This window comes from Rheinheimera sp. SA_1 (assembly GCF_001669775.1).
GTDB lineage: Bacteria > Pseudomonadota > Gammaproteobacteria > Enterobacterales > Alteromonadaceae > Pararheinheimera.
The window spans coordinates 107,937-127,145 of record NZ_LXWK01000011.1 but is presented as its reverse complement, the minus strand read 5'-3'; the positions used below and the strand labels follow the sequence as shown (position 1 = coordinate 127,145).

The 19,209-nt window shown below is 47.9% G+C and carries 18 protein-coding genes and 2 tRNA genes; 15 read left to right on the top strand and 5 right to left on the bottom strand.

All coding sequences use genetic code 11. The features are described 5' to 3' along the window. Positions 1-139: 139 nt before the first annotated feature. The 15 genes from folP (at position 140) to A5320_RS01750 (ending at position 15,265) form a co-directional block, all read left to right on the top strand. Positions 140-979: a dihydropteroate synthase gene (gene folP, locus A5320_RS01820; protein ID WP_068060149.1), complete on the top strand. Its 840-nt coding sequence runs from the start codon at positions 140-142 to the stop codon at positions 977-979. After that, positions 976-2,310 carry a phosphoglucosamine mutase gene (gene glmM / locus A5320_RS01815; protein WP_068060148.1) on the top strand — a complete coding sequence of 445 codons (1,335 nt, stop codon included), beginning with the start codon at positions 976-978 and terminating at the stop codon, positions 2,308-2,310. Before folP ends, glmM begins: the two co-directional genes overlap by 4 nt. 172 nt (positions 2,311-2,482) lie before the next feature. Next, positions 2,483-3,229: a triose-phosphate isomerase gene (gene tpiA, locus A5320_RS01810; protein WP_068060145.1), complete on the top strand. Its 747-nt coding sequence runs from the start codon at positions 2,483-2,485 to the stop codon at positions 3,227-3,229. Further along, complete coding sequence (secG, locus tag A5320_RS01805; protein WP_068060142.1) at positions 3,229-3,567, top strand: preprotein translocase subunit SecG; 339 nt, start codon at positions 3,229-3,231, stop codon at positions 3,565-3,567. The genes tpiA and secG overlap by 1 nt, the downstream gene beginning before the upstream one ends. Before the next feature lie 35 nt (positions 3,568-3,602). Beyond that, a tRNA-Leu gene (locus A5320_RS01800) sits at positions 3,603-3,686 on the top strand. A gap of 133 nt (positions 3,687-3,819) precedes the next feature. Then, positions 3,820-3,896: transfer RNA gene (locus tag A5320_RS01795), tRNA-Met, on the top strand. Positions 3,897-4,184: 288 nt separating this feature from the next. After that, complete coding sequence (gene rimP, locus A5320_RS01790) at positions 4,185-4,640, top strand: ribosome maturation factor RimP (RefSeq protein WP_068060139.1); 456 nt, start codon at positions 4,185-4,187, stop codon at positions 4,638-4,640. Between the two features lie 29 nt (positions 4,641-4,669). Then, complete coding sequence (gene nusA / locus A5320_RS01785; protein WP_068060137.1) at positions 4,670-6,166, top strand: transcription termination factor NusA; 1,497 nt, start codon at positions 4,670-4,672, stop codon at positions 6,164-6,166. Between the two features lie 24 nt (positions 6,167-6,190). Beyond that, on the top strand, positions 6,191-8,866 hold the full coding sequence (infB, locus tag A5320_RS01780) for a translation initiation factor IF-2 (protein ID WP_068060134.1): 2,676 nt from the start codon (positions 6,191-6,193) through the stop codon (positions 8,864-8,866). A gap of 81 nt (positions 8,867-8,947) precedes the next feature. Beyond that, complete coding sequence (rbfA, locus tag A5320_RS01775; RefSeq protein ID WP_068060129.1) at positions 8,948-9,376, top strand: 30S ribosome-binding factor RbfA; 429 nt, start codon at positions 8,948-8,950, stop codon at positions 9,374-9,376. Between the two features lie 3 nt (positions 9,377-9,379). Then, positions 9,380-10,318 (top strand): tRNA pseudouridine(55) synthase TruB, encoded by a 939-nt coding sequence (gene truB / locus A5320_RS01770; protein ID WP_068060126.1) that lies wholly within the window; start codon positions 9,380-9,382, stop codon positions 10,316-10,318. 109 nt (positions 10,319-10,427) lie between these two features. After that, positions 10,428-10,697 carry a 30S ribosomal protein S15 gene (gene rpsO, locus A5320_RS01765; protein WP_068060120.1) on the top strand — a complete coding sequence of 90 codons (270 nt, stop codon included), beginning with the start codon at positions 10,428-10,430 and terminating at the stop codon, positions 10,695-10,697. A gap of 306 nt (positions 10,698-11,003) precedes the next feature. Then, a complete protein-coding gene (gene pnp, locus A5320_RS01760; RefSeq protein ID WP_068060117.1) occupies positions 11,004-13,124 on the top strand; it encodes a polyribonucleotide nucleotidyltransferase in 2,121 nt (706 codons plus the stop codon). Further along, positions 13,105-14,034 carry a lipoprotein NlpI gene (nlpI, locus tag A5320_RS01755; RefSeq protein WP_068060115.1) on the top strand — a complete coding sequence of 310 codons (930 nt, stop codon included), beginning with the start codon at positions 13,105-13,107 and terminating at the stop codon, positions 14,032-14,034. The genes pnp and nlpI overlap by 20 nt, the downstream gene beginning before the upstream one ends. Beyond that, a complete protein-coding gene (locus A5320_RS01750) occupies positions 14,024-15,265 on the top strand; it encodes a hypothetical protein (RefSeq protein WP_082971475.1) in 1,242 nt (413 codons plus the stop codon). Before nlpI ends, A5320_RS01750 begins: the two co-directional genes overlap by 11 nt. A 29-nt stretch (positions 15,266-15,294) precedes the next feature. Here the strand turns inward: A5320_RS01750 and A5320_RS01745 are convergent, their stop codons facing one another. The 5 genes from A5320_RS01745 to A5320_RS01725 form a co-directional block, all read right to left on the bottom strand. Further along, the gene (locus tag A5320_RS01745) at positions 15,295-15,648 is read right to left on the bottom strand and encodes a PilZ domain-containing protein (RefSeq protein ID WP_068060112.1); all 354 of its coding nucleotides are present in this window, start codon (positions 15,646-15,648) and stop codon (positions 15,295-15,297) included. A 225-nt stretch (positions 15,649-15,873) separates the two neighbouring features. Then, positions 15,874-16,848: a lipoyl synthase gene (gene lipA / locus A5320_RS01740; protein ID WP_068060111.1), complete on the bottom strand. Its 975-nt coding sequence runs from the start codon at positions 16,846-16,848 to the stop codon at positions 15,874-15,876. Beyond that, positions 16,841-17,494 carry a lipoyl(octanoyl) transferase LipB gene (gene lipB, locus A5320_RS01735; protein ID WP_068060109.1) on the bottom strand — a complete coding sequence of 218 codons (654 nt, stop codon included), beginning with the start codon at positions 17,492-17,494 and terminating at the stop codon, positions 16,841-16,843. The genes lipA and lipB overlap by 8 nt, the downstream gene beginning before the upstream one ends. Before the next feature lie 71 nt (positions 17,495-17,565). Beyond that, a complete protein-coding gene (ybeD, locus tag A5320_RS01730; protein WP_068060106.1) occupies positions 17,566-17,847 on the bottom strand; it encodes a DUF493 family protein YbeD in 282 nt (93 codons plus the stop codon). A gap of 151 nt (positions 17,848-17,998) precedes the next feature. Continuing rightward, positions 17,999-19,156, bottom strand: coding sequence for a D-alanyl-D-alanine carboxypeptidase family protein (locus A5320_RS01725; RefSeq protein WP_068060104.1), 1,158 nt, complete (start codon positions 19,154-19,156; stop codon positions 17,999-18,001). Positions 19,157-19,209: the final 53 nt, after the last annotated feature.

The window sequence follows — 19,209 nt, the reverse complement described above, 5'->3', positions numbered from 1 at the left end:
TTCGTCGGGGTTTTTACTTCTGGGACAATAAACTGCCTGCGCCGTAGCTCAAAAACAATAGTCGCCAGAAACAAAGCCATGTGCAGATTTTGATCGCTACTGTCGCCGCAATGTCCAATATCTTTTATGTGGGGTAACAATGAAACTCGTTTTACCGCGCCAACGTGAATTAAATTTAGAACGTTGCAAGTTGATGGCCATTTTAAATATCACCCCGGATTCATTCTCCGATGGTGGCAAATTTGTGGGTGTTGACGCCGCACTGCGGCAAGTTGCCAGTATGCTGGCCGATGGCGCTGACATCATTGATGTTGGTGGTGAGTCAACCAGGCCGGGAGCAATCCAGGTACCACTGCAGCAGGAATTAGACCGGGTGCTGCCAGTGATTGAACTGATCCGACGGGAATTTGATACGGTAATTTCGGTGGACACTTACAAAGCAACAGTGATGACAGAAGCTATCGCTGCAGGTGCTGATATCATCAATGATATTAAAGCGTTGCAAGAACAAGGTGCGCTTGCTGCCGCCGCAAAACTACAAGTGCCAGTGTGCCTGATGCACATGCAGGGCCAGCCAGATTCAATGCAACAAGCGCCGCAATACCGCGATGTCATCACGGAAGTCAGTCAGTTTTTACAAGCGCGGATCCGTGCTTGTGTTGATGCTGGTATTGCGCCTTCGCAACTGATCCTCGACCCCGGATTTGGCTTTGGCAAAACCATGACGCATAACTACCAGTTGCTGGCTCGTCTTGGCGAGCTGGGCAGCAGTGGTTTACCGGTTCTGGCTGGAATGTCGCGTAAGTCTATGATCGGACAATTACTTAATCGGAATACCTCAGAACGTTTGGCAGGCAGTATTGCCTGTGCCACAATAGCCGTTATGCATGGAGCCCGCATCATTCGCGCCCATGATGTCAGAGAAACCGCAGATGCAATCGCGGTGGCGCAAGCGACTTTTTTTGGAGAACAAGTATGAGCAGGAAGTATTTTGGCACCGATGGCGTGCGTGGACGGGTCGGTGAGTTTCCTATTACCCCGGAATTTGCAATGAAATTAGGCTGGGCGGCCGGCAGGGTTTTGTCCCAACGCGGCACCCGCAAAGTATTGATTGGTAAAGATACCCGCATCTCCGGTTATTTACTGGAAACGGCTTTGGAAGCTGGACTGATTGCTGCTGGTATCGATGTTCGTCTGTTAGGCCCAATGCCAACGCCTGCGGTTTCTTATTTGACTCATACCTTCCGAGCTGAAGCAGGCATTGTGATCAGTGCCTCGCACAATCCGTATTACGATAACGGCATTAAGTTCTTTTCTGCCAATGGCAGCAAACTGGATGACGAAATTGAACGCGCCATTGAAGCCGAATTAGAACAGCCAATGGTCTGTGAAACTTCTGAAAAGCTTGGTAAAGCACAGCGGATTGAAGACGCTTCAGGCCGTTACATTGAATTTTGTAAAAGCCATTTACCGAAGCATATGTCATTGAGCAATTTTAAAATTGTGCTCGATTGCGCTAACGGTGCTACTTACCACATCGCCCCAAACGTGTTTAAAGAACTCGGCGCCGAAGTACAAACCATTGCTTGCAGCCCGAACGGTTTAAATATCAACGAAAAATGCGGCGCTACTCATACCGCGGCGCTGCAACAAGCGGTGGTCGAATTAGGTGCAGATTTAGGTATTGCCTATGATGGCGACGGCGATCGCGTGATGATGGTCGATCACACTGGCCGGCAGATTGATGGTGATGAAATTATCTATATGCTGGCCCGCTCTGCAAAAGAACGTAACCGCTTAACCGGTGGCGTTGTGGGTACGCTAATGAGCAATATGGGTCTTGAATTAGCCTTGGCTGATTTGGGTATTCCGTTTGCTCGCAGCTCAGTTGGTGATCGGTATGTGATGGAAATGCTACTGGAAAAAGGCTGGCGGATTGGCGGTGAAAACTCCGGCCACGTGCTGAATCTGGATCATGCCGGAACTGGTGATGGCATTATCGCTTCGCTGCAAGTGCTGGCTTCGATGATTGATACTGGATTATCCTTGGCGGATTTAAGTCATGGCATGACCAAATTGCCGCAAGTACTGGTCAACGTCAAATTTGAAAAAGGCACCGCGCCTTTGGAGAATCTGCACGTGAAGGAAGTTATTGCCGGTGTCGAAGCTGAATTGGCAGGCCAAGGCCGGGTTTTGATCAGAAAATCAGGGACTGAACCATTAATTCGTGTAATGGTAGAGGGAAGAGAACAACAGCAGGTACAAGATTTTGCAGATAAAATAGCTGCTGCTGTGAAGTTGGCGAGCTGATTTAGCTGCGCCAGTCTCAATATTCAGCATCGCATTTAGCATAGAACGCTGGCATTTTCTGGCTTACTGTATGTGAAGTTTGCAGGTGAGTAACCGCGTTTTTTTGCGGTTGTCTCTTGTTTGACGGGGCGAGGTTCGTTAATATCTCGCCCGCTTATTACGGAGAGCTCGCATGACACAACGCAGACCATTAATTGCAGCAAACTGGAAGATGAATGGTAGTTGTGAACTGGCCGTTCAATGCTGTGAAGTGCTGACGCAGCTACCAGCATCAAATACTGAAATTCTGATCTGCCCTCCGGTAATCTTTCTGAATGACTTTCCAAAATCCGACCGCTATCAACTGGGTGCTCAAAATGTCAGCAGTGAAGTCAGCGGAGCCTTCACAGGTGAAATAAGTGCTGATATGCTCGCAACCGCAGGTGCCAGTTATGTCATTATCGGGCACTCAGAGCGCCGGGCATTATTTGGTGATACTGATGCGTTGGTATTGGCAAAAACCAAGCGGGCAATTGCGGCTAAAATGACGCCAATTGTTTGTTTTGGCGAAACTTTAACCGAAAGACAGCAAGAAAAAACCATGCAGGTTCTTGCACAGCATTTGGATGCAGTGTATGCTGCGCACCCTGAATTGCTGCAGCATTCGGTCATTGCCTATGAGCCAATCTGGGCGATCGGGACTGGCGAAACAGCAAGTCCGGCGCAAGCGCAAGAAGTGCATGCTTTTATCAGAACTTATCTGAAAAAGTACGATGATGCGGCAGCTTCGAAGGTAAGAATTATTTACGGTGGCAGCGTCAATGCAGAGAATTGCGCGGCGCTGTTTGCCCAACCAGACATCGACGGTGGATTGGTTGGTGGTGCAAGTTTAAAACCGGCAGAATTTGCTGCCATATGCCTAAGTGCACAGGATTCATGATGTACGAAATCGTAATCGCAGTATATTTGTTAGTTTCAATCGCCATCATCGGTTTGGTATTGATTCAACATGGTAAGGGTGCAGACATGGGCGCTTCTTTTGGTGCCGGTGCTTCAGCGACGTTATTTGGTTCTTCAGGTACCGGTAACTTTTTAACCCGGTCTACCTCGGTCTTGGCAATCGCGTTTTTTGCATTAAGTCTGATTCTCGGTAATTACAATATCAGCCATATCGAAAAGAAATCTGAATTTGAAAATATCGTAGTTCCAACTGAGCAAACCAAACCAGTTGTTGAAGAGAAAAAAGACACTACCAAAGATATTCCGGTCGGCAACTAATTCTTAGTCTGTTGTTCGCGAAGGTAAAAAGTTAAGCCGAGATGGTGAAATTGGTATACACGCTACCTTGAGGTGGTAGTGCCCTAGGCGTGCGGGTTCGAGTCCCGCTCTCGGCACCAATCTAAAAATGACTAGAAATCCGCCGTAATTCGTAGAAAACAATGATTTACGGCATTGAATCCAAGTCAGTGTAAGTTAAAACAAATCTTGCGATACAGTGCTCAGCACTATATAATGCACGCCAGTTACGGACGCGGGATGGAGCAGCCTGGTAGCTCGTCGGGCTCATAACCCGAAGGTCGTCGGTTCAAATCCGGCTCCCGCAACCAACTAATACCAGTTACATAATTCACTTTGACTAAGTGAATGTAGGTCAGCCAAACGGCTAACCTTGTGTAGCTTGGAAGGTTCTTTGAACCTTCTTCTGTTTCCTCGATGGACCCGCATTTCGGTTCGATGGTAAATCAAGGCAACAGACCAGATTTATAAACAAGATTGGCGATATCTTGTTTTTTCGGATGTTTTTTCGCCCCGATCTTCGGGGCGTTTTTATATCTGAAGTATTGATGTACTAATATTCTGGGCTATATGCCCTTTTTTTATTTCTGGAGGTCTCTTTGACGAAACAAGAACAGCGTTTAACTGAACTTTTAAGCCCTACTGTAGAAGCTGCAGGCTTTGAATTGTTGGGTTGTGAGTTCGTGCCTGCTGGGCGCCATTCCACTTTAAGGTTATTTATCGATCATCCGGACGGGGTTAGTGTTGACCATTGTGCCGTTGTCAGCCGCGAAGTTGGTGCCATCCTTGACGTTGAAGATCCAATTCAGAACGAATACAACCTCGAAGTTTCTTCTCCTGGTCTGGACCGCCCGTTATTTACACCTGCTCATTTTGCTAAAGTTGTTGGGCAAAAAGTAGAAGTGAAGCTGGCCATTCCACAGGACGGTCGCCGTAAATTCAAAGGGCAACTGATTGAAATCGTCGAAGATATGTTAGTAATTGAAGTGGATGGCAAACCTTATCGTTTGCTTATGGATAACGTAGATAAAGCAAACGTAGTTCCGGTTTTTTAAGTTAACCGGCTCTTAGTGAGGCAGAAAACATGGCAAAAGAAATTTTATTAGTAGTTGATGCGGTTTCTAACGAAAAATCAGTCCCGCGTGAAAAGATTTTCCAGGCGTTAGAATACGCTTTGGCCGCCGCTACCAAAAAGAAAAATGAAAGCGACATCGAAGTTCGGGTAGCGATTGACCGTAAAACCGGCTCTTATGAAACTTTCCGTCGTTGGCAAGTCGTGGCAGACGATCATGTGATGGAACATCCAACACGTGAAATGACACTTTCTGCTGCACAGTATGACGAACCAGATTTACAGATTGGCGATTATGTTGAAGAACAAATTGACTCAGTCGTGTTTGACCGCATTACCACGCAGATGGCGAAACAAGTTATCGTTCAGAAAGTGCGTGAAGCTGAGCGTTCGCAAGTTGTTGAAGCTTATATTGATCAGGTCGGCGAGTTAGTCACCGGCGTAGTTAAAAAAGTAAACCGCGACAGTATTATTGTCGACCTTGGTAACAATGCCGAGGCGATGTTAGCGCGTGAAGATATGATCCCACGCGAAACTTTCCGTCCTGGCGACCGCATTCGCGCTCTGTTATTCGCGGTGAATCCGGAAGCCCGTGGTGCCCAATTATTCTTAAGTCGCACTCGTCCAGAGATGCTGATTGAATTATTCCGGATTGAAGTGCCAGAAATCGGCGAAGAAATGATTGAAATTCGTGGTGCTGCCCGTGATCCGGGTTCACGCGCCAAAATCTCCGTAAAAACCAATGACCGCCGGATTGACCCGGTTGGTGCTTGTGTGGGTATGCGTGGTTCACGGGTTCAGGCCGTTTCTGGCGAATTAGGCGGCGAGCGCGTTGATATAGTTCTGTACGACGATAATCCGGCGCAATATGTGATTAACGCTATGGCTCCGGCTGAAGTTGCTTCAATCATTGTTGATGAAGAACGTCACGCCATGGATATCGCTGTGGAAGACGCCAACCTGCCAATGGCCATTGGTCGTGCTGGTCAGAACGTGCGTCTGGCGAGCCAACTGACCCAGTGGGAACTGAATGTAATGTCAGTGTCTGATATGAAGAAAAAACACCAGGAAGAGAATTCCAAGGTGCTTGAATTGTTCATGTCGGCGCTGGAAATTGACGAAGATTTTGCCGGCATTCTGGTTGATGAGGGCTTCTCATCACTAGAAGAAGTTGCCTATGTCCCTGTAGCCGAATTACTGGCAATTGATGGTCTGGACGAAGACACAGTTGAAGAACTGCGTAAACGAGCCAAGGCTGTATTGACCACTCGTGCGCTGGCCAGTGAAGAATCACTGGAAGGTGCTGCCCCGAGTGAAGCTCTGTTGAACCTGCCTGGTTTAGAAACTCACACCGCCTATGTGCTTGCAAGCAAAGGTGTGGTGACGCTCGATGACCTGGCTGAATTAGGTGTCGATGATTTGCTTGATATTGAAAAAATGACTGAAGAAAAAGCCGCTGCGCTGATTATGGCTGCACGTAATATTGTTTGGTTTAGTGAAGAAAACTGATTGGTCAACGGAGGTAACATTGACATGGCGGAAGTAACGATTGAAAAACTAGCCAGTGATGTGGGAACGACTGTTGATCGGTTAGTCCAACAATTTGCTGATGCGGGCATCCCGAAGCAGACTGGCCAGATGGTTTCTGAAGAAGAGAAAAAAACTCTACTGGAACATCTGTCCAAACAGCACGGTGGCGGTAGTACAGAGCCATCACGTCTGACGCTTAAGCGTAAAGAAACCTCTACATTGAGTGTAAGCGGTGGCGCTGGTCGCAACCGTGAAATTCAGGTGCAGGTATTAAAACAGAAGACTTATGTGAAACGTCCTTTAGTTGATGATGCAGCAGCTGCTGCGGCTGAAGAAGCACGTTTAGCTGAAGAAGCTGTGAAAGCGGAAGAAGCACGCCAGGCAGCAGAAAAAGCTGCTGCTGAGCGCAAAATTAAAGACGAAGCGGATCGTAAAGCAGATGCTGAACGCAAAGCTTTAGAAGCGAAGAAACGCGATGAAGCCCGAGCCCAATTACTGCGGGATGATCCGGAAGAAGCTGCACGTCGTCAGGCCAAAGAAGATGCCAAGCGTGAAGCTGATCGCATCATTGCGCAGCAAGATGCCGAACGTCTGAAGAAGCTGGAATTAGATGCACAACGTCAGGCAGAAGAAGCCCGCAAATTAGCGGAAGAAAATGCTGAACGTTGGGCGAAAGAGGAAAAAGCACCGGTTGAAGTGGGTGATTACCACCTGACTTCAAACGTCTACGCGAAACAGGCAGAAGACGAAGTTGATGCCCGTGATGAACGTGGTGGCCGTCGCCATGGCAAAAAAGCGCCAGTTGGCAAAGCCAAGAAAAAAGATGACGCTGACGATAAAGACGCATTTAACCGCGCCAACCGTCACAAGAAAAAGAAAACGCCAACCAGTATGCAGCATGCTTTTAACAAGCCAGCGCAGCCGGTAGAGCGTGAAGTGAAGATTGGTGAAACCATCACTGTGGCTGAACTGGCTGCCAAAATGGCCGTTAAAGCATCTGAAGTAATTAAAGTGATGATGAAGATGGGCGCCATGGCGACTATCAATCAGGTCATTGATCAGGAAACTGCCGCCATTGTCTGTGAAGAAATGGGTCACAAGTTCACTTTAACCCGTGAAAACGAGTTAGAAGAAACTGTAATGGCAGACCGCGAAGGTGAAGGTCAGCTGGAGCCACGTGCACCGGTTGTGACCGTTATGGGTCACGTTGACCACGGTAAAACTTCAACACTCGATTATATCCGTAAAGCGAAAGTAGCTGCTGGCGAAGCCGGTGGTATTACTCAGCATATCGGTGCTTATCATGTTGAAACTGATCGCGGTATGGTGACATTCCTCGATACCCCAGGTCACGCCGCCTTTACTTCAATGCGTGCCCGTGGTGCAAAAGCCACAGATATCGTTATCCTGGTGGTTGCTGCAGACGATGGCGTGATGCCACAAACCAAAGAAGCAATTCAGCATGCAAAAGCAGCTGGTGTGCCGTTAGTGGTTGCAGTGAACAAGATGGATAAACCAGATGCGGATCCGGATCGGGTACGTAATGAATTATCTCAATACGGCGTTATTTCAGAAGAATGGGGTGGTGACACTCAATTCGTACCAATCTCTGCCAAAACTGGCGCGGGTATTGATGATCTGTTAGAAGCGATCCTGAACCAGGCTGAATTGCTGGAATTAAAAGCCGTCCGTCAGGGCATTGCCCGCGGTACAGTGATTGAATCACGTCTGGATAAAGGCCGCGGTCCGGTTGCATCAATTCTGGTGCAAGAAGGTACGTTACGTCAGGGCGACACCGTATTGTGTGGTTTTGAATACGGCCGTGTTCGGGCAATGCGCGATGAAAATGGTCAGGAAGTGAAAGAAGCTGGTCCTTCTATTCCGGTAGAAATCCTTGGTTTATCAGGCGTGCCTCAGGCCGGTGATGAAGTAACAGTGGTGAAAGACGAGCGTAAAGCCCGTGAAGTTGCCCTGTACCGTCAAGGCAAGTTCCGTGATGTGAAACTGGCGCGTCAACAGAAAGCCAAGCTGGAAAACATGTTTGCGAACATGACTGACGGCGACGTTTCTGAACTGAATATCGTGTTAAAAGCCGATGTTCAGGGTTCGGTTGAAGCAATCAGTGAATCATTAAGCCGCCTGTCGACTGAAGAAGTGAAAATTCGCATCATCGGTAGTGGTGTCGGTGGGATCACTGAAACTGACGCAACGCTGGCAGCTGCATCTTCTGCCATCATCATCGGCTTTAACGTCCGTGCTGACGCTACAGCGCGTAAAATCGTTGAAGATGAGTCACTTGACTTACGTTACTACAGCATCATTTATGAACTGTTAGATGAAGTTCGTGCGGCGATGACCGGTATGCTGGCACCTGAGTTCAAGCAACAGATCATTGGTCTGGCGCAGGTTCGTGCTGTATTCCGTTCACCGAAGTTTGGCGCTATTGCCGGTTGTATGGTCACAGAAGGTGTAGTGAAACGTAACGCACCAATCCGTGTTCTGCGTGACAACGTGGTGATCTTCGAAGGCGAGCTTGAATCGCTACGTCGGATTAAAGACGACGTGTCTGAAGTTCGTAACGGCTTCGAGTGTGGTATCGGCGTGAAGAACTACAACGACGTGCGTGAAGGCGATCAGATCGAAGTGTTTGAAGTGATTCAGGTTGTTCGCACCCTGTAATGCAAATGCTTGATTGAGTTAGATAACAGTATGAAACAGGGGCCTGGTGCCCCTGTTTGTTCTACTGAAAAAGGTAAAATTATGGCTAAAGAATTCAGCCGGGTGGACCGGTTATCGCAGCAGATGCAGCAAGAAATTGCAGTGATTTTGCAACGCGAGATTAAAGACCCTCGTTTACACACCATGATCACAGTGTCAGATGTTGAAGTGTCACGCGACTTATCGCACGGCAAAATTTATGTGACGTTTTTAGGCATGGCGCCGGAAAAAGTTCAGGAAAACCTGAATATCCTGAACGAAGCTTCAGGTTATATCCGTAGTTTAATTGCCAAACGCATCCAGGCGCGTATTGTGCCTACCATTCGTTTTTACTTTGATAAGTCATTGGATGAAGGCATCCGCATGGCAAATCTGGTGGAAACTGTGCGTAAGTCCGATGAGAAAAAACGGATTGCCGCAGGTCAGGAAATTGATGCACCGGCAGCAAAAGCCGCTGACGAAGAAGAATAAAGAGTGGCGCGTCGTCAGGTCAATGGCATCTTGTTGCTGGACAAGCCATTAGAAGTATCCAGTAACGGTATTTTGCAGCGTATTCGCTGGTTGTATCAGGCTGAAAAAGCTGGGCATACTGGCGCACTCGACCCACTGGCTTCCGGTTTATTGCCGATTTGTTTTGGTGAAGCGACCAAGTTTTGTCAGTTTCTGCTTGATACCGATAAAACTTATGAAGTTACGGCCCGTTTTGGCGTGCGCACCGATACCAGCGACGCTGCTGGTGAAGTCATCAGTCAAAAGTCTATCGACTTCAGCCAGACTGATTTGGAAAGCGCTGTGGTCAAAGCCCGTGGGCCGCAGCTGCAAATTCCAACCATGTATTCAGCATTGAAATATCAGGGTCAGCCGCTGTATAAATACGCCCGGCAAGGCATTACCGTGCCTCGTGAAGCGCGGCCGATCAATATTTTCCGCTTTGATTTGTTGTCCTTTGATGGGCAGGACGCCACTTTTGTGGTGCATTGCAGCAAAGGTACTTACATTCGCACGCTGATTGATGATTTAGGCGAAACACTTGGCTCTGGTGCTTATGTCAGTGCACTGCGCCGTATTCACGTTGGACCATTTCAGGCCAGTCAGATGCGGGTCGAAAGTGACTTAGTGCCACTGAACGACAAACAAGACTGGCAAGGCCTGGATGCGCTGTTGCTGCCGATGGACCAGGCGCTGCTTGGTCTGGCAGAGCTGACAATAAATCCAGTGCAACATCAACGGTTAGTACATGGTCAGACGGTGGTGCTCAGCGACTCAGAAGCTGAATCTTTACAAACAGCACCGACTTTGACTGCAATAAAGCTTTATACCGAAGCGGGGCAGTTTATCGGGATTGGTGCTGTAGCCAAAGGTGTGCTGGCAGTTCGTCGCCTGCTCAACACCAGTCAGTTTCAGGCCAGTTGAAAATAGCAATTGTAATTCGTTTTGAGCATGCTAGAATGCGCGCTCATTTTTGGTTGTCAGCTGGATTAGTGCCTGGCGACAGCTTGTTTAAATAATCCTGGAGGATTCTATGTCACTAACTACCGCTGAAAAAGCAAAAATTCTGGCCGATTTCGGCGTTGTTGCTAACGATACTGGTTCACCAGAAGTGCAAGTTGCACTGCTGACTGCAACTATCTCTAAGCTGCAACCTCACTTCGCTGACCACAAGCATGACTTCCACTCTCGTCGTGGTCTGCTGCGTATGGTTTCTCAGCGTCGTAAACTGTTAGACTATTTAAAGCGTAAAGACGCAACTCGTTACGCAACTCTGATCGAGCGTTTAGGTCTGCGTCGTTAATCGACCACTTAAATCTCGTGAGAACATCAAAGGAGCTTCGGCTCCTTTTTTGTTTACTTCGAACCAGGTTTTTGCATGATCACAGTCGGGATTACACGCAATTTTTCAGCAAGCCGGTGTTAAATCAATATTCCAAGACTCACTTCAATCCGACCAGTCATTTTTATGTAATCGCAAGTCTTGCGCGGCTATCTTTTCAGACAGCTTACAAGCTATACTGTCTCGCGAAAAATCGACCCAAAATACACCGCGTTTAAGGCTCAACAGAGCCCCAGTCCACGCGTAAATCACAAAGGAAATAACCACGTGAATCCAATTGTAAAATCGTTCCAGTTCGGCCAACACATTGTAACTCTGGAAACCGGCGTTATCGCCCGTCAAGCTGACGGTGCCGTGTTGGTCAGCATGGGTGACACTTCAGTTTTAGTCACTGTTGTTGGTAAAAAAGCACCAAAACCAGGTCAGGATTTCTTCCCGCTGACTGTAAATTATCAAGAAAAAATGTATGCCGCCGGTCGTATCCCAGGTGGTTTCTTCAAACGTGAAGGCCGTCCGTCTGAAGGCGAAACTTTAACTTCTCGTTTAATCGATCGTCCAATCCGTCCTTTATTCCCTGAAGGCTTCACCAATGAAGTTCAGGTGATTGCGACTGTAGTTTCAGTACAACCAGAAATCCAGCCGGATATCGTGGCTCTGTTAGGTACTTCTGCTGCTTTAGCCATTTCTGGTATCCCGTTCAGCGGCCCGTTAGGCGCTGCCCGTGTTGGTTATATTGATGGTCAGTACGTGTTAAACCCATCAGAAACTGAATTAAAAACCAGTAAGTTAGATTTAGTGGTTGCTGGTACTGCCAATGCAGTATTGATGGTTGAATCTGAAGCAGGTGTGTTATCTGAAGAAGTGATGTTAGGCGCAGTGGTGTTTGGTCATGACCAAATGCAAACTGCCATCAATGCCATTGCTGAATTTGCTGCTGAAGGCGGCAAACCAGCCTGGAATTGGGTTGCTCCGGCCAAAAACGAGCCATTGATTGCAAAAATCGAAGCTTTATCAACGGCGCCAGTTGGCGAAGCTTATTTCATTACTGAAAAAGCCAAGCGTTACGAGCGTATCGGTGCAATCAAAGCTGAAGTATTTGCAAAAATCAAAGCTGAACTGGCTGAAGGCGAAAGCTTTAACGACACTGAAGCCAGCGAAATTTTCCACAACCTGGAAAGTAAAATTGTTCGTAGCCGGATCATCAAAGGCGAGCCACGTATCGATGGCCGTGACAATGAAATGATCCGTGCGCTGTCAGTGATGACTGGCCTGTTACCACGTACCCACGGTTCAGCACTGTTCACCCGTGGTGAAACTCAAGCGCTGGTAACCTGTACTTTAGGTACTGCTCGTGATGCACAAACTGTCGATGATCTGCTGTCAGACAAAACTGACCATTTCTTATTCCACTACAACTTCCCTCCGTTCTCAGTCGGCGAAACTGGCATGGTCGGTTCACCAAAACGTCGCGAAATCGGTCATGGCCGTTTAGCCAAACGTGGTGTTGCTGCTGTGATGCCAGATTTTGATGCTTTCCCGTACACAGTGCGGATGGTGTCAGAAATCACTGAATCAAACGGTTCAAGCTCAATGGCCTCTGTTTGTGGTTCTTCATTAGCCCTGATGGATGCCGGTGTGCCAATCAAAGCTTCTGTGGCTGGTATCGCGATGGGTCTGGTGAAAGAAGGCGACGACTTCGTTGTTCTTTCTGACATTTTAGGTGATGAAGATCACTTAGGTGACATGGACTTTAAAGTAGCCGGTACTACCGCTGGTATCACTGCGCTGCAGATGGATATCAAGATTGAAGGTATCACCAAAGAAATCATGCAGATCGCACTGAAACAAGCCAAAGCGGCTCGTATTCACATTCTGAACGTGATGGACCAGGCAATCAGCACGCACCGTGAAGAACTGTCTGAACACGCTCCTCGCATTTACACCATCCGCATCAACCCGGAGAAAATCCGTGATGTGATTGGTAAAGGTGGCGCTGTGATCCGTCAGATCACCGAAGAATCAGGCACGACGATTGAGATTGAAGATGACGGTACTGTTAAAATTGCCGCCACTAACTCTCAGGCTGCTGCCATTGCTATCGCCAAGATTGAAGCTATCACTGCTGAAATCGAAGTGGGCACTGTATATCAGGGCGAAGTGGTGCGGATCGTTGATTTTGGTGCTTTCGTGAATGTATTACCAGGCAAAGACGGCTTGGTACACATTTCACAAATTTCTGACGAGCGCGTCAGCAACGTTGCTGATCACTTAACTGTTGGCCAGAAAGTACAAGTGAAAGTACTGGAAGTTGACAAGCAAGGTCGTGTCCGTCTGAGCATCAAAGAAGCATCTGAAAAAGCTGCTGTGAATGCTGAAGCTGCCATCTAAGCTGGCGCAAGCCAGTCTTTTCCCACTGCTGCTTGTTGCAGCAGCTGGGCTTAGCGGCTGTGTAATGACGTCAACTGCTCAGCCAGGTATCCTGGTTGAGCAGCCATTGACGCCAGAACCACAACCCATCCCTTATCGCACTGAAATTGCCATCGCCCGCATCAATGAAATCGTGACTTCGCCTGAAGTGCCCAAAGACCAACGTGCGCGATTGTTTTACGACCGTGGTGTGATGTACGACAGTGTCGGTTTACCTTCTTTAGCCAGATATGATTTTATGCGTGCATTGCAGTTAAAACCTGATATGGCTGACGCTTATAATTTTCTGGGTATTCACCATACTTTAAGTGGTGATTTTGAATCGGCTTATGAAGCCTTTGATTCGGCTTTGGAGCTTGAACCAGACTATCAATACGTCTATCTGAACCGTGCAATTGCATTGCAGAATGACGACAAACTTGAGTTAGCGCTGCGCGATTTCCGCCAATTCCAGCAAATTAAACCCGATGATCCATACCGGGCATTGTGGTTGTATCTGGCTGAAATTGAAGTGTCCAAGCCTCAAGCAGATAAAACCTTAGCTGAATTATTACCAAAACTTGATGAAAAACAGTGGTCGCGTCAGATTGCCGCTTTTTATCTAGGGCAGATCAGCGAACAACAATTGTTGGCCGTGGCGAGTGATAATGTTACAGAGCCAAAACAACTGGCCGAGCAATTGTGCGAAGTGTATTTTTATCTGGCCAAATGGCATGCTTTGCAGAACAATCCAACGCAAGCCATTGAATATTACAAGAAAACTCTTGCTACTAACATCTATGAGTTTGTTGAACACCGTTATGCCAGGCTGGAAATGGCCAAAATCCGGCAGCAAGTGGTGGCACAAGACGAGCATGATCATGCGCATTAGTCGCAGTGTGAATTCAAAACAAAGCCGGCTTGCTGGCTTTTTTTTATTGGCACTATTGCTGCCTGCGTGTAGCGAACCACCGCCATCAACGGCTTATGCAACCTTGCTGCAAGCTCAGCAAGCCGAACAAAGAGGCTTGATCAGTCAGGCATTACCCTTGTACCAACAAGCTGCAGCAACAGGCGATGCAGCAGCGGTGGCTGCGGTACTCCGGTTGCAGCAGTCCACCACCAGTGTGGCTGAATTAAGTGAATGGCTACAAAATGTACCCTTAGCTGCGGAGCAACGTCAGCCGTTTTTAGCCCAGCTGGGGCTTTGGCAACAGCTTCCGGCCTCTGAAGTGCTTCGCTACCAGCAGCAATGGCAAAAGGCGTTTTCGAAAATGACAGCGCCGATAAAAAATAAGCTGCAGCAGCAACTAACAACAGCAGACGAACCCCACTGCGCCCTTCATCTCCAGCCAGTGCTCAGCACAGCACAATCAGCGTTGCAATGGCTACAACTTTCAAAGCAATGGCAGCAAGACCCACAGCTGTCGAGCCTGGCATTGTGTTTTAATGCGCCGGTTTTTATTGATAGTCAGCAGCTTTCGTGCAGTGAACAACGCGCAGAACGCATTCAGTGTGATGCAAAGCCATTAAAAGAGTTGGTATTGCAGTCAGGCGCCACCCAATTGTTGGTGCTTGCCGGGCAGGGCGGTGCCAGTTTTAACAACGGTTGGTTACAGCTGCCGGAAACCGCGTCTTTGCCGTTATTGCGGCATGAACTCAGTCATCTGTTTGGTTTTATTGATGAATATCCACTGGCGCAAACCATCGCAGACAGCGAGTGTGTAGCGGGGCGCATCACCCCGAATCTGTTGTTTGCAAAAGATGATTTGCCAGCATATCTGGCCAGATGGCAACTAGAAGCTGGTGATATCATTCTGACAGCGGTTGATTCGTGTAAACATACATCACAACAGGCGTATCGGGTGGTTAGCGCTGACAGTCATCTACAGCACTATGAACTGGCGGTGCCGGATCTTTATTTAAAATTAATGCAGCAACAACTGCAACGGCCAGAACAACTGATGCCGGTGGCATATTATTTTGCTTATCTGGCACGACAAGAAAATGACTGGGCTGGGTGGCAGCAACTGATGCAAATTGCTGCGCGTTCGGGTTATCCACCAGCACAACAAGCTTTAGCTGAAGCGGCCGGCAATGGGGTTCGTCAAGCTGTTCGATAAACCCATTCGTTTAGTCAGACGTTTGGTGATTAGTTCGACAATTCACTTAATTCGCGACTCAGTAAATCGGCATCACCGATATTAAGCTCCAGTAGCCGCCTTAAATGACTGACACTTTCGATATCCATTTTTTCACAGCGAAGACCAAGTGTATCTTGATGACTATGCGCAACAATAGTGTCCATTTGTAGCACTAACTCTGAATCATTCAGCTGAAATTGCAGTTGTACTGAACTGCCAATTTCGATGTTCCAATCTGCCGGGCGTTTGACTAAAGCGCCTTGTAGCGACAGGTCTAATATTTCCGTGCTGAAGCTCTGGTCGTTGCAAAGTAGCTGTGCATCACTACTAAACAAGATCCGGCTAAATCGTCTGTGGTCCATATCGACTCCTGATTTGATAGCTACAGCATAGCCTTGTATTTACTAAAAAAACAGGCTGCAGTTGCAGCCTGAATATACCCGTCATCCTTGACGATTCGGGGTTGTTGGCCGCCTTCACTCGCTGGGGCGCCAGTCCGACCCAGTCACATAGACTGCTATGCTCCTGGGGTTTCGCTCAGTTGCCGCCTACCCGAATCTTCAATGATTTTGGGTATATACCGAGAACTAGCTTACCGCTTCACCAGCGGCCTGGCGATCCGCATGGTATGAAGAGCGGACAAAAGGCCCGGCTGCGACGTGTTTAAAGCCCAGTTCAAAGCCGATGCGTTTGATTTCATCAAATTCAGCCGGCGATACATAACGACGCACCGGTAAATGATGTTTGCTCGGTTGCAGATATTGGCCAACGGTTAACATGTCGACGTTATGCAAACGTAAATCTTTCATCACTTCGATGATTTCTTCGGTGGTTTCACCAAGGCCGACCATCAAACCTGATTTGGTCGATACTTCCGGATGCGCTTCTTTATAACGGCGTAGCAGTTCCAGCGACCATTTGTAGTCAGCACCCGGCCGCGCCAGTTTGTACAGCCGTGGTGCGGTTTCCAGGTTGTGGTTAAACACATCTGGTGGGGTTTGGGTCAGAATGTTCAGCGCCGCATCCATCCGGCCACGGAAATCCGGTACCAACACTTCAATTTTAATGGTCGGGCTTTCTTTACGGATAGCGCTGATACATTCGGCAAAGTGCTGCGCACCACCGTCACGCAGATCATCGCGGTCAACCGAAGTGATCACCACATATTTCAGCTTCATATCTTTGATGGTTAAGGCCAGTTTTTCCGGCTCTTCTGCACTTGGTGGTAACGGCCTGCCGTGGGCGACATCACAAAACGGACAACGACGGGTACAGATAGCGCCTAAAATCATAAAGGTAGCGGTACCGTGGCTGAAACATTCAGTTAAGTTAGGGCAAGATGCTTCTTCGCAGACTGAGTGCAGACCATGCTTACGCATGGCACTTTTAATTTCGTCGATACGTTCTGACGAGCGGGGCAGTTTGATTTTCAGCCATTCTGGCTTACGCAGCATTTCGGCCGGTTCGGTCGGCAACACTTTGACCGGGATCAAAGCCATTTTTTCAGCGTCACGTAACTTAACGCCGGGCTCCATTAAAGCTGTTTTGGTGATGTTAGTCATAAAACCCTGTCTTATATTCAAGCGAAGTCACCGCCAACAAGCTGGCAAACTGACGACTAAGTTCTTCTTTGGCTGCAGCCATATGCAGCGGGCCGCCAAAATCTTTACTTTGAATCATTTGCATCCCGGCATAACCACAGGGGTTGATCCGGTTAAAAGGTGTTAAATCCATATCGACATTGAGCGCCAGCCCGTGAAATGTACAGCCTTTACGCACCCGCAGCCCTAACGAGGCAATTTTCTTTTCATCGACATAAACGCCTGGTGCATCGGCTTTGGCGTACGCTTTAACGTCGCAAGACGCCAGCGTATTGACGATAACCTGTTCGATTAAAGTCACCAACTGGCGCACACCGATGTTGCGTCTTTTGATATTCAGCAGCACATAAGCCACCAGTTGACCAGGCCCGTGATACGTCACCTGACCGCCACGGTCAACCTGTACTACCGGAATATCGCCTGGTAATAACAGATGTTCAGCCTTGCCGGCCTGACCTTGGGTAAACACCGGCGGATGCTCCAGCAACCAGATTTCATCCATGGTTTCATCGGTGCGCTGGTCAGTAAATTGCTGCATCCGCTGCCAGGTACTGGTGTAATCCACCAATCCTAAATCGCGGATGACTAAGGCGTCAGCTAAAGGCACTACAGGCTCCGTGGCCACAATTTGGCAGCATTATAACGGTCACACTTCAAAGGTCGAGTTTTATCCCGACCTTACATCACATAACGGACCAGTTCCAGCTTGCCAAGCTCGGTATACAGCAGTTCGATGTGCGCTTTACTTGTGACGGTAACGATCACAGTCACTGAGTGATAAGTGCCTTTACTGCTTGGTTTAATCGAAGGTGAATAGTCATTGGCGTCGGCATGTTGTTGCAATGTAGCAATCACCTGTGGCACCAAATCGTCATGGGCCACACCCACAACTTTAAAATTGAATGAGCAGGGGAATTCCAGAAACTCATCAAAGGTAGTGTTTTTGACTTCAGTGACCATTTTATCCTCACTCACAACTTAGGTTTTCAGCTTACGCATAATGTCGGTTATTCTAACAAAAAGTCCCGGACTATGCCGGGACTATGTGACAGTCAATGACAACTTTACCCGTCATCCTTGAAGATAATGGGTAGGCAATCTATGACTGAGATTAAAGAAATTGCATTTTCACATAATCAACCAGACGATTGAATATGGTGCCTTCAGCAATGTCTTCCAAGGCCACTAACGGAAATTCTGCAATATCTTCTTCACCCAGCTTCAAATAAAGCGTACCCACTACCTGGCCTTTGGCGATTGGCGCGACCAACAGTTGCGATAATTTAAAATCAGCTTTTAAGTTTTTGCGCTGGCCACGTTGCAGGGTGATTGGTGTTTCACTCAGTACACCTAAATTGATGCTTTCTTTATCGCCTTGCCAAACGCGCTGGGCAGCAAAAACTTCACCAGCTTTATAAGGTGAGAAAGTTTCGAAAAAGCGAAAGCCGTAGGTCAGTAATTTTTTGTTTTCCGCTTCCCGGGTTTTGGCGCTGTCGGTGCCCATCACCACAGAGACTAAACGCATACCGTCTTTGGTGGCTGAGGTAATTAAGCTATAACCCGCTTCAGCGGTATGGCCGGTTTTGATGCCGTCCACGTTCAGGGTTTTATCCCACAACAAGCCGTTGCGGTTGTACTGTTTGATGCCGTTAAACACATATTCTTTTTCAGCATAAATTTTATATTCTTCCGGTACATCACGAATGAGCGCGACTGACAGTTTTGACATGTCACGGGCGGTGGTGCGCTGTGCTTCGTCCGGTAAACCGTGGGCATTGCTAAACGTGGTGTTTTCCATGCCCAGGCGTTTGGCGTGGGCATTCATCAGTTCAACGAAAGCACCTTCAGTACCGGCGATATGTTCAGCGATCGCAACACAGGCGTCGTTACCAGACTGAATAATGATGCCACGATTGAGTTCATTCACCGAAATGGTGGCGCCTACTTCAATAAACATCTTGGAAGAGTCAGTGTATTTTTTGGCCCAAGCGTTTTCGCTGATGGTGACCTGATCGTCTGGCTTAATATTGCCATTTTTAATTTCGGTACCGACCACATAACTGGTCATCACTTTGGTCAGACTGGCAGGAGCCAGTGGGGTGTCGGCATTACCTTCTGCCAATACTTTGCCTGTGTGGTAGTCAATCAGAATAAAGCCTTTGGCATTGACTTCCGGCGCGGATGGGGTCACTTGCACGGCCTGACTGCTGGCAAAAAAGCTGATGCAACTGAAACTGGTGGCAATAAAAATTCGACGATACTGGTTCATGAGACTCTTTCTTTTTTTGATGAATGCTTGGAAAACAATCCGGTTGTTGTCAC

What these genes read in the sequence shown, in the direction of transcription:
- secG (WP_068060142.1), top strand. Translation starts at nt 3,229, where the DNA reads ATGTACGAAATCGTAATCGCAGTATATTTGTTAGTTTCAATCGCCATC.
- A5320_RS01750 (WP_082971475.1), top strand. Translation starts at nt 14,024, where the DNA reads ATGCGCATTAGTCGCAGTGTGAATTCAAAACAAAGCCGGCTTGCTGGC.
- rpsO (WP_068060120.1), top strand. Translation starts at nt 10,428, where the DNA reads ATGTCACTAACTACCGCTGAAAAAGCAAAAATTCTGGCCGATTTCGGC.
- ybeD (WP_068060106.1), bottom strand. Translation starts at nt 17,847, where the DNA reads ATGGTCACTGAAGTCAAAAACACTACCTTTGATGAGTTTCTGGAATTC.
- glmM (WP_068060148.1), top strand. Translation starts at nt 976, where the DNA reads ATGAGCAGGAAGTATTTTGGCACCGATGGCGTGCGTGGACGGGTCGGT.
- rbfA (WP_068060129.1), top strand. Translation starts at nt 8,948, where the DNA reads ATGGCTAAAGAATTCAGCCGGGTGGACCGGTTATCGCAGCAGATGCAG.
- infB (WP_068060134.1), top strand. Translation starts at nt 6,191, where the DNA reads ATGGCGGAAGTAACGATTGAAAAACTAGCCAGTGATGTGGGAACGACT.
- nusA (WP_068060137.1), top strand. Translation starts at nt 4,670, where the DNA reads ATGGCAAAAGAAATTTTATTAGTAGTTGATGCGGTTTCTAACGAAAAA.
- lipA (WP_068060111.1), bottom strand. Translation starts at nt 16,848, where the DNA reads ATGACTAACATCACCAAAACAGCTTTAATGGAGCCCGGCGTTAAGTTA.
- A5320_RS01745 (WP_068060112.1), bottom strand. Translation starts at nt 15,648, where the DNA reads ATGGACCACAGACGATTTAGCCGGATCTTGTTTAGTAGTGATGCACAG.
- folP (WP_068060149.1), top strand. Translation starts at nt 140, where the DNA reads ATGAAACTCGTTTTACCGCGCCAACGTGAATTAAATTTAGAACGTTGC.
- tpiA (WP_068060145.1), top strand. Translation starts at nt 2,483, where the DNA reads ATGACACAACGCAGACCATTAATTGCAGCAAACTGGAAGATGAATGGT.
- nlpI (WP_068060115.1), top strand. Translation starts at nt 13,105, where the DNA reads ATGCTGAAGCTGCCATCTAAGCTGGCGCAAGCCAGTCTTTTCCCACTG.
- A5320_RS01725 (WP_068060104.1), bottom strand. Translation starts at nt 19,156, where the DNA reads ATGAACCAGTATCGTCGAATTTTTATTGCCACCAGTTTCAGTTGCATC.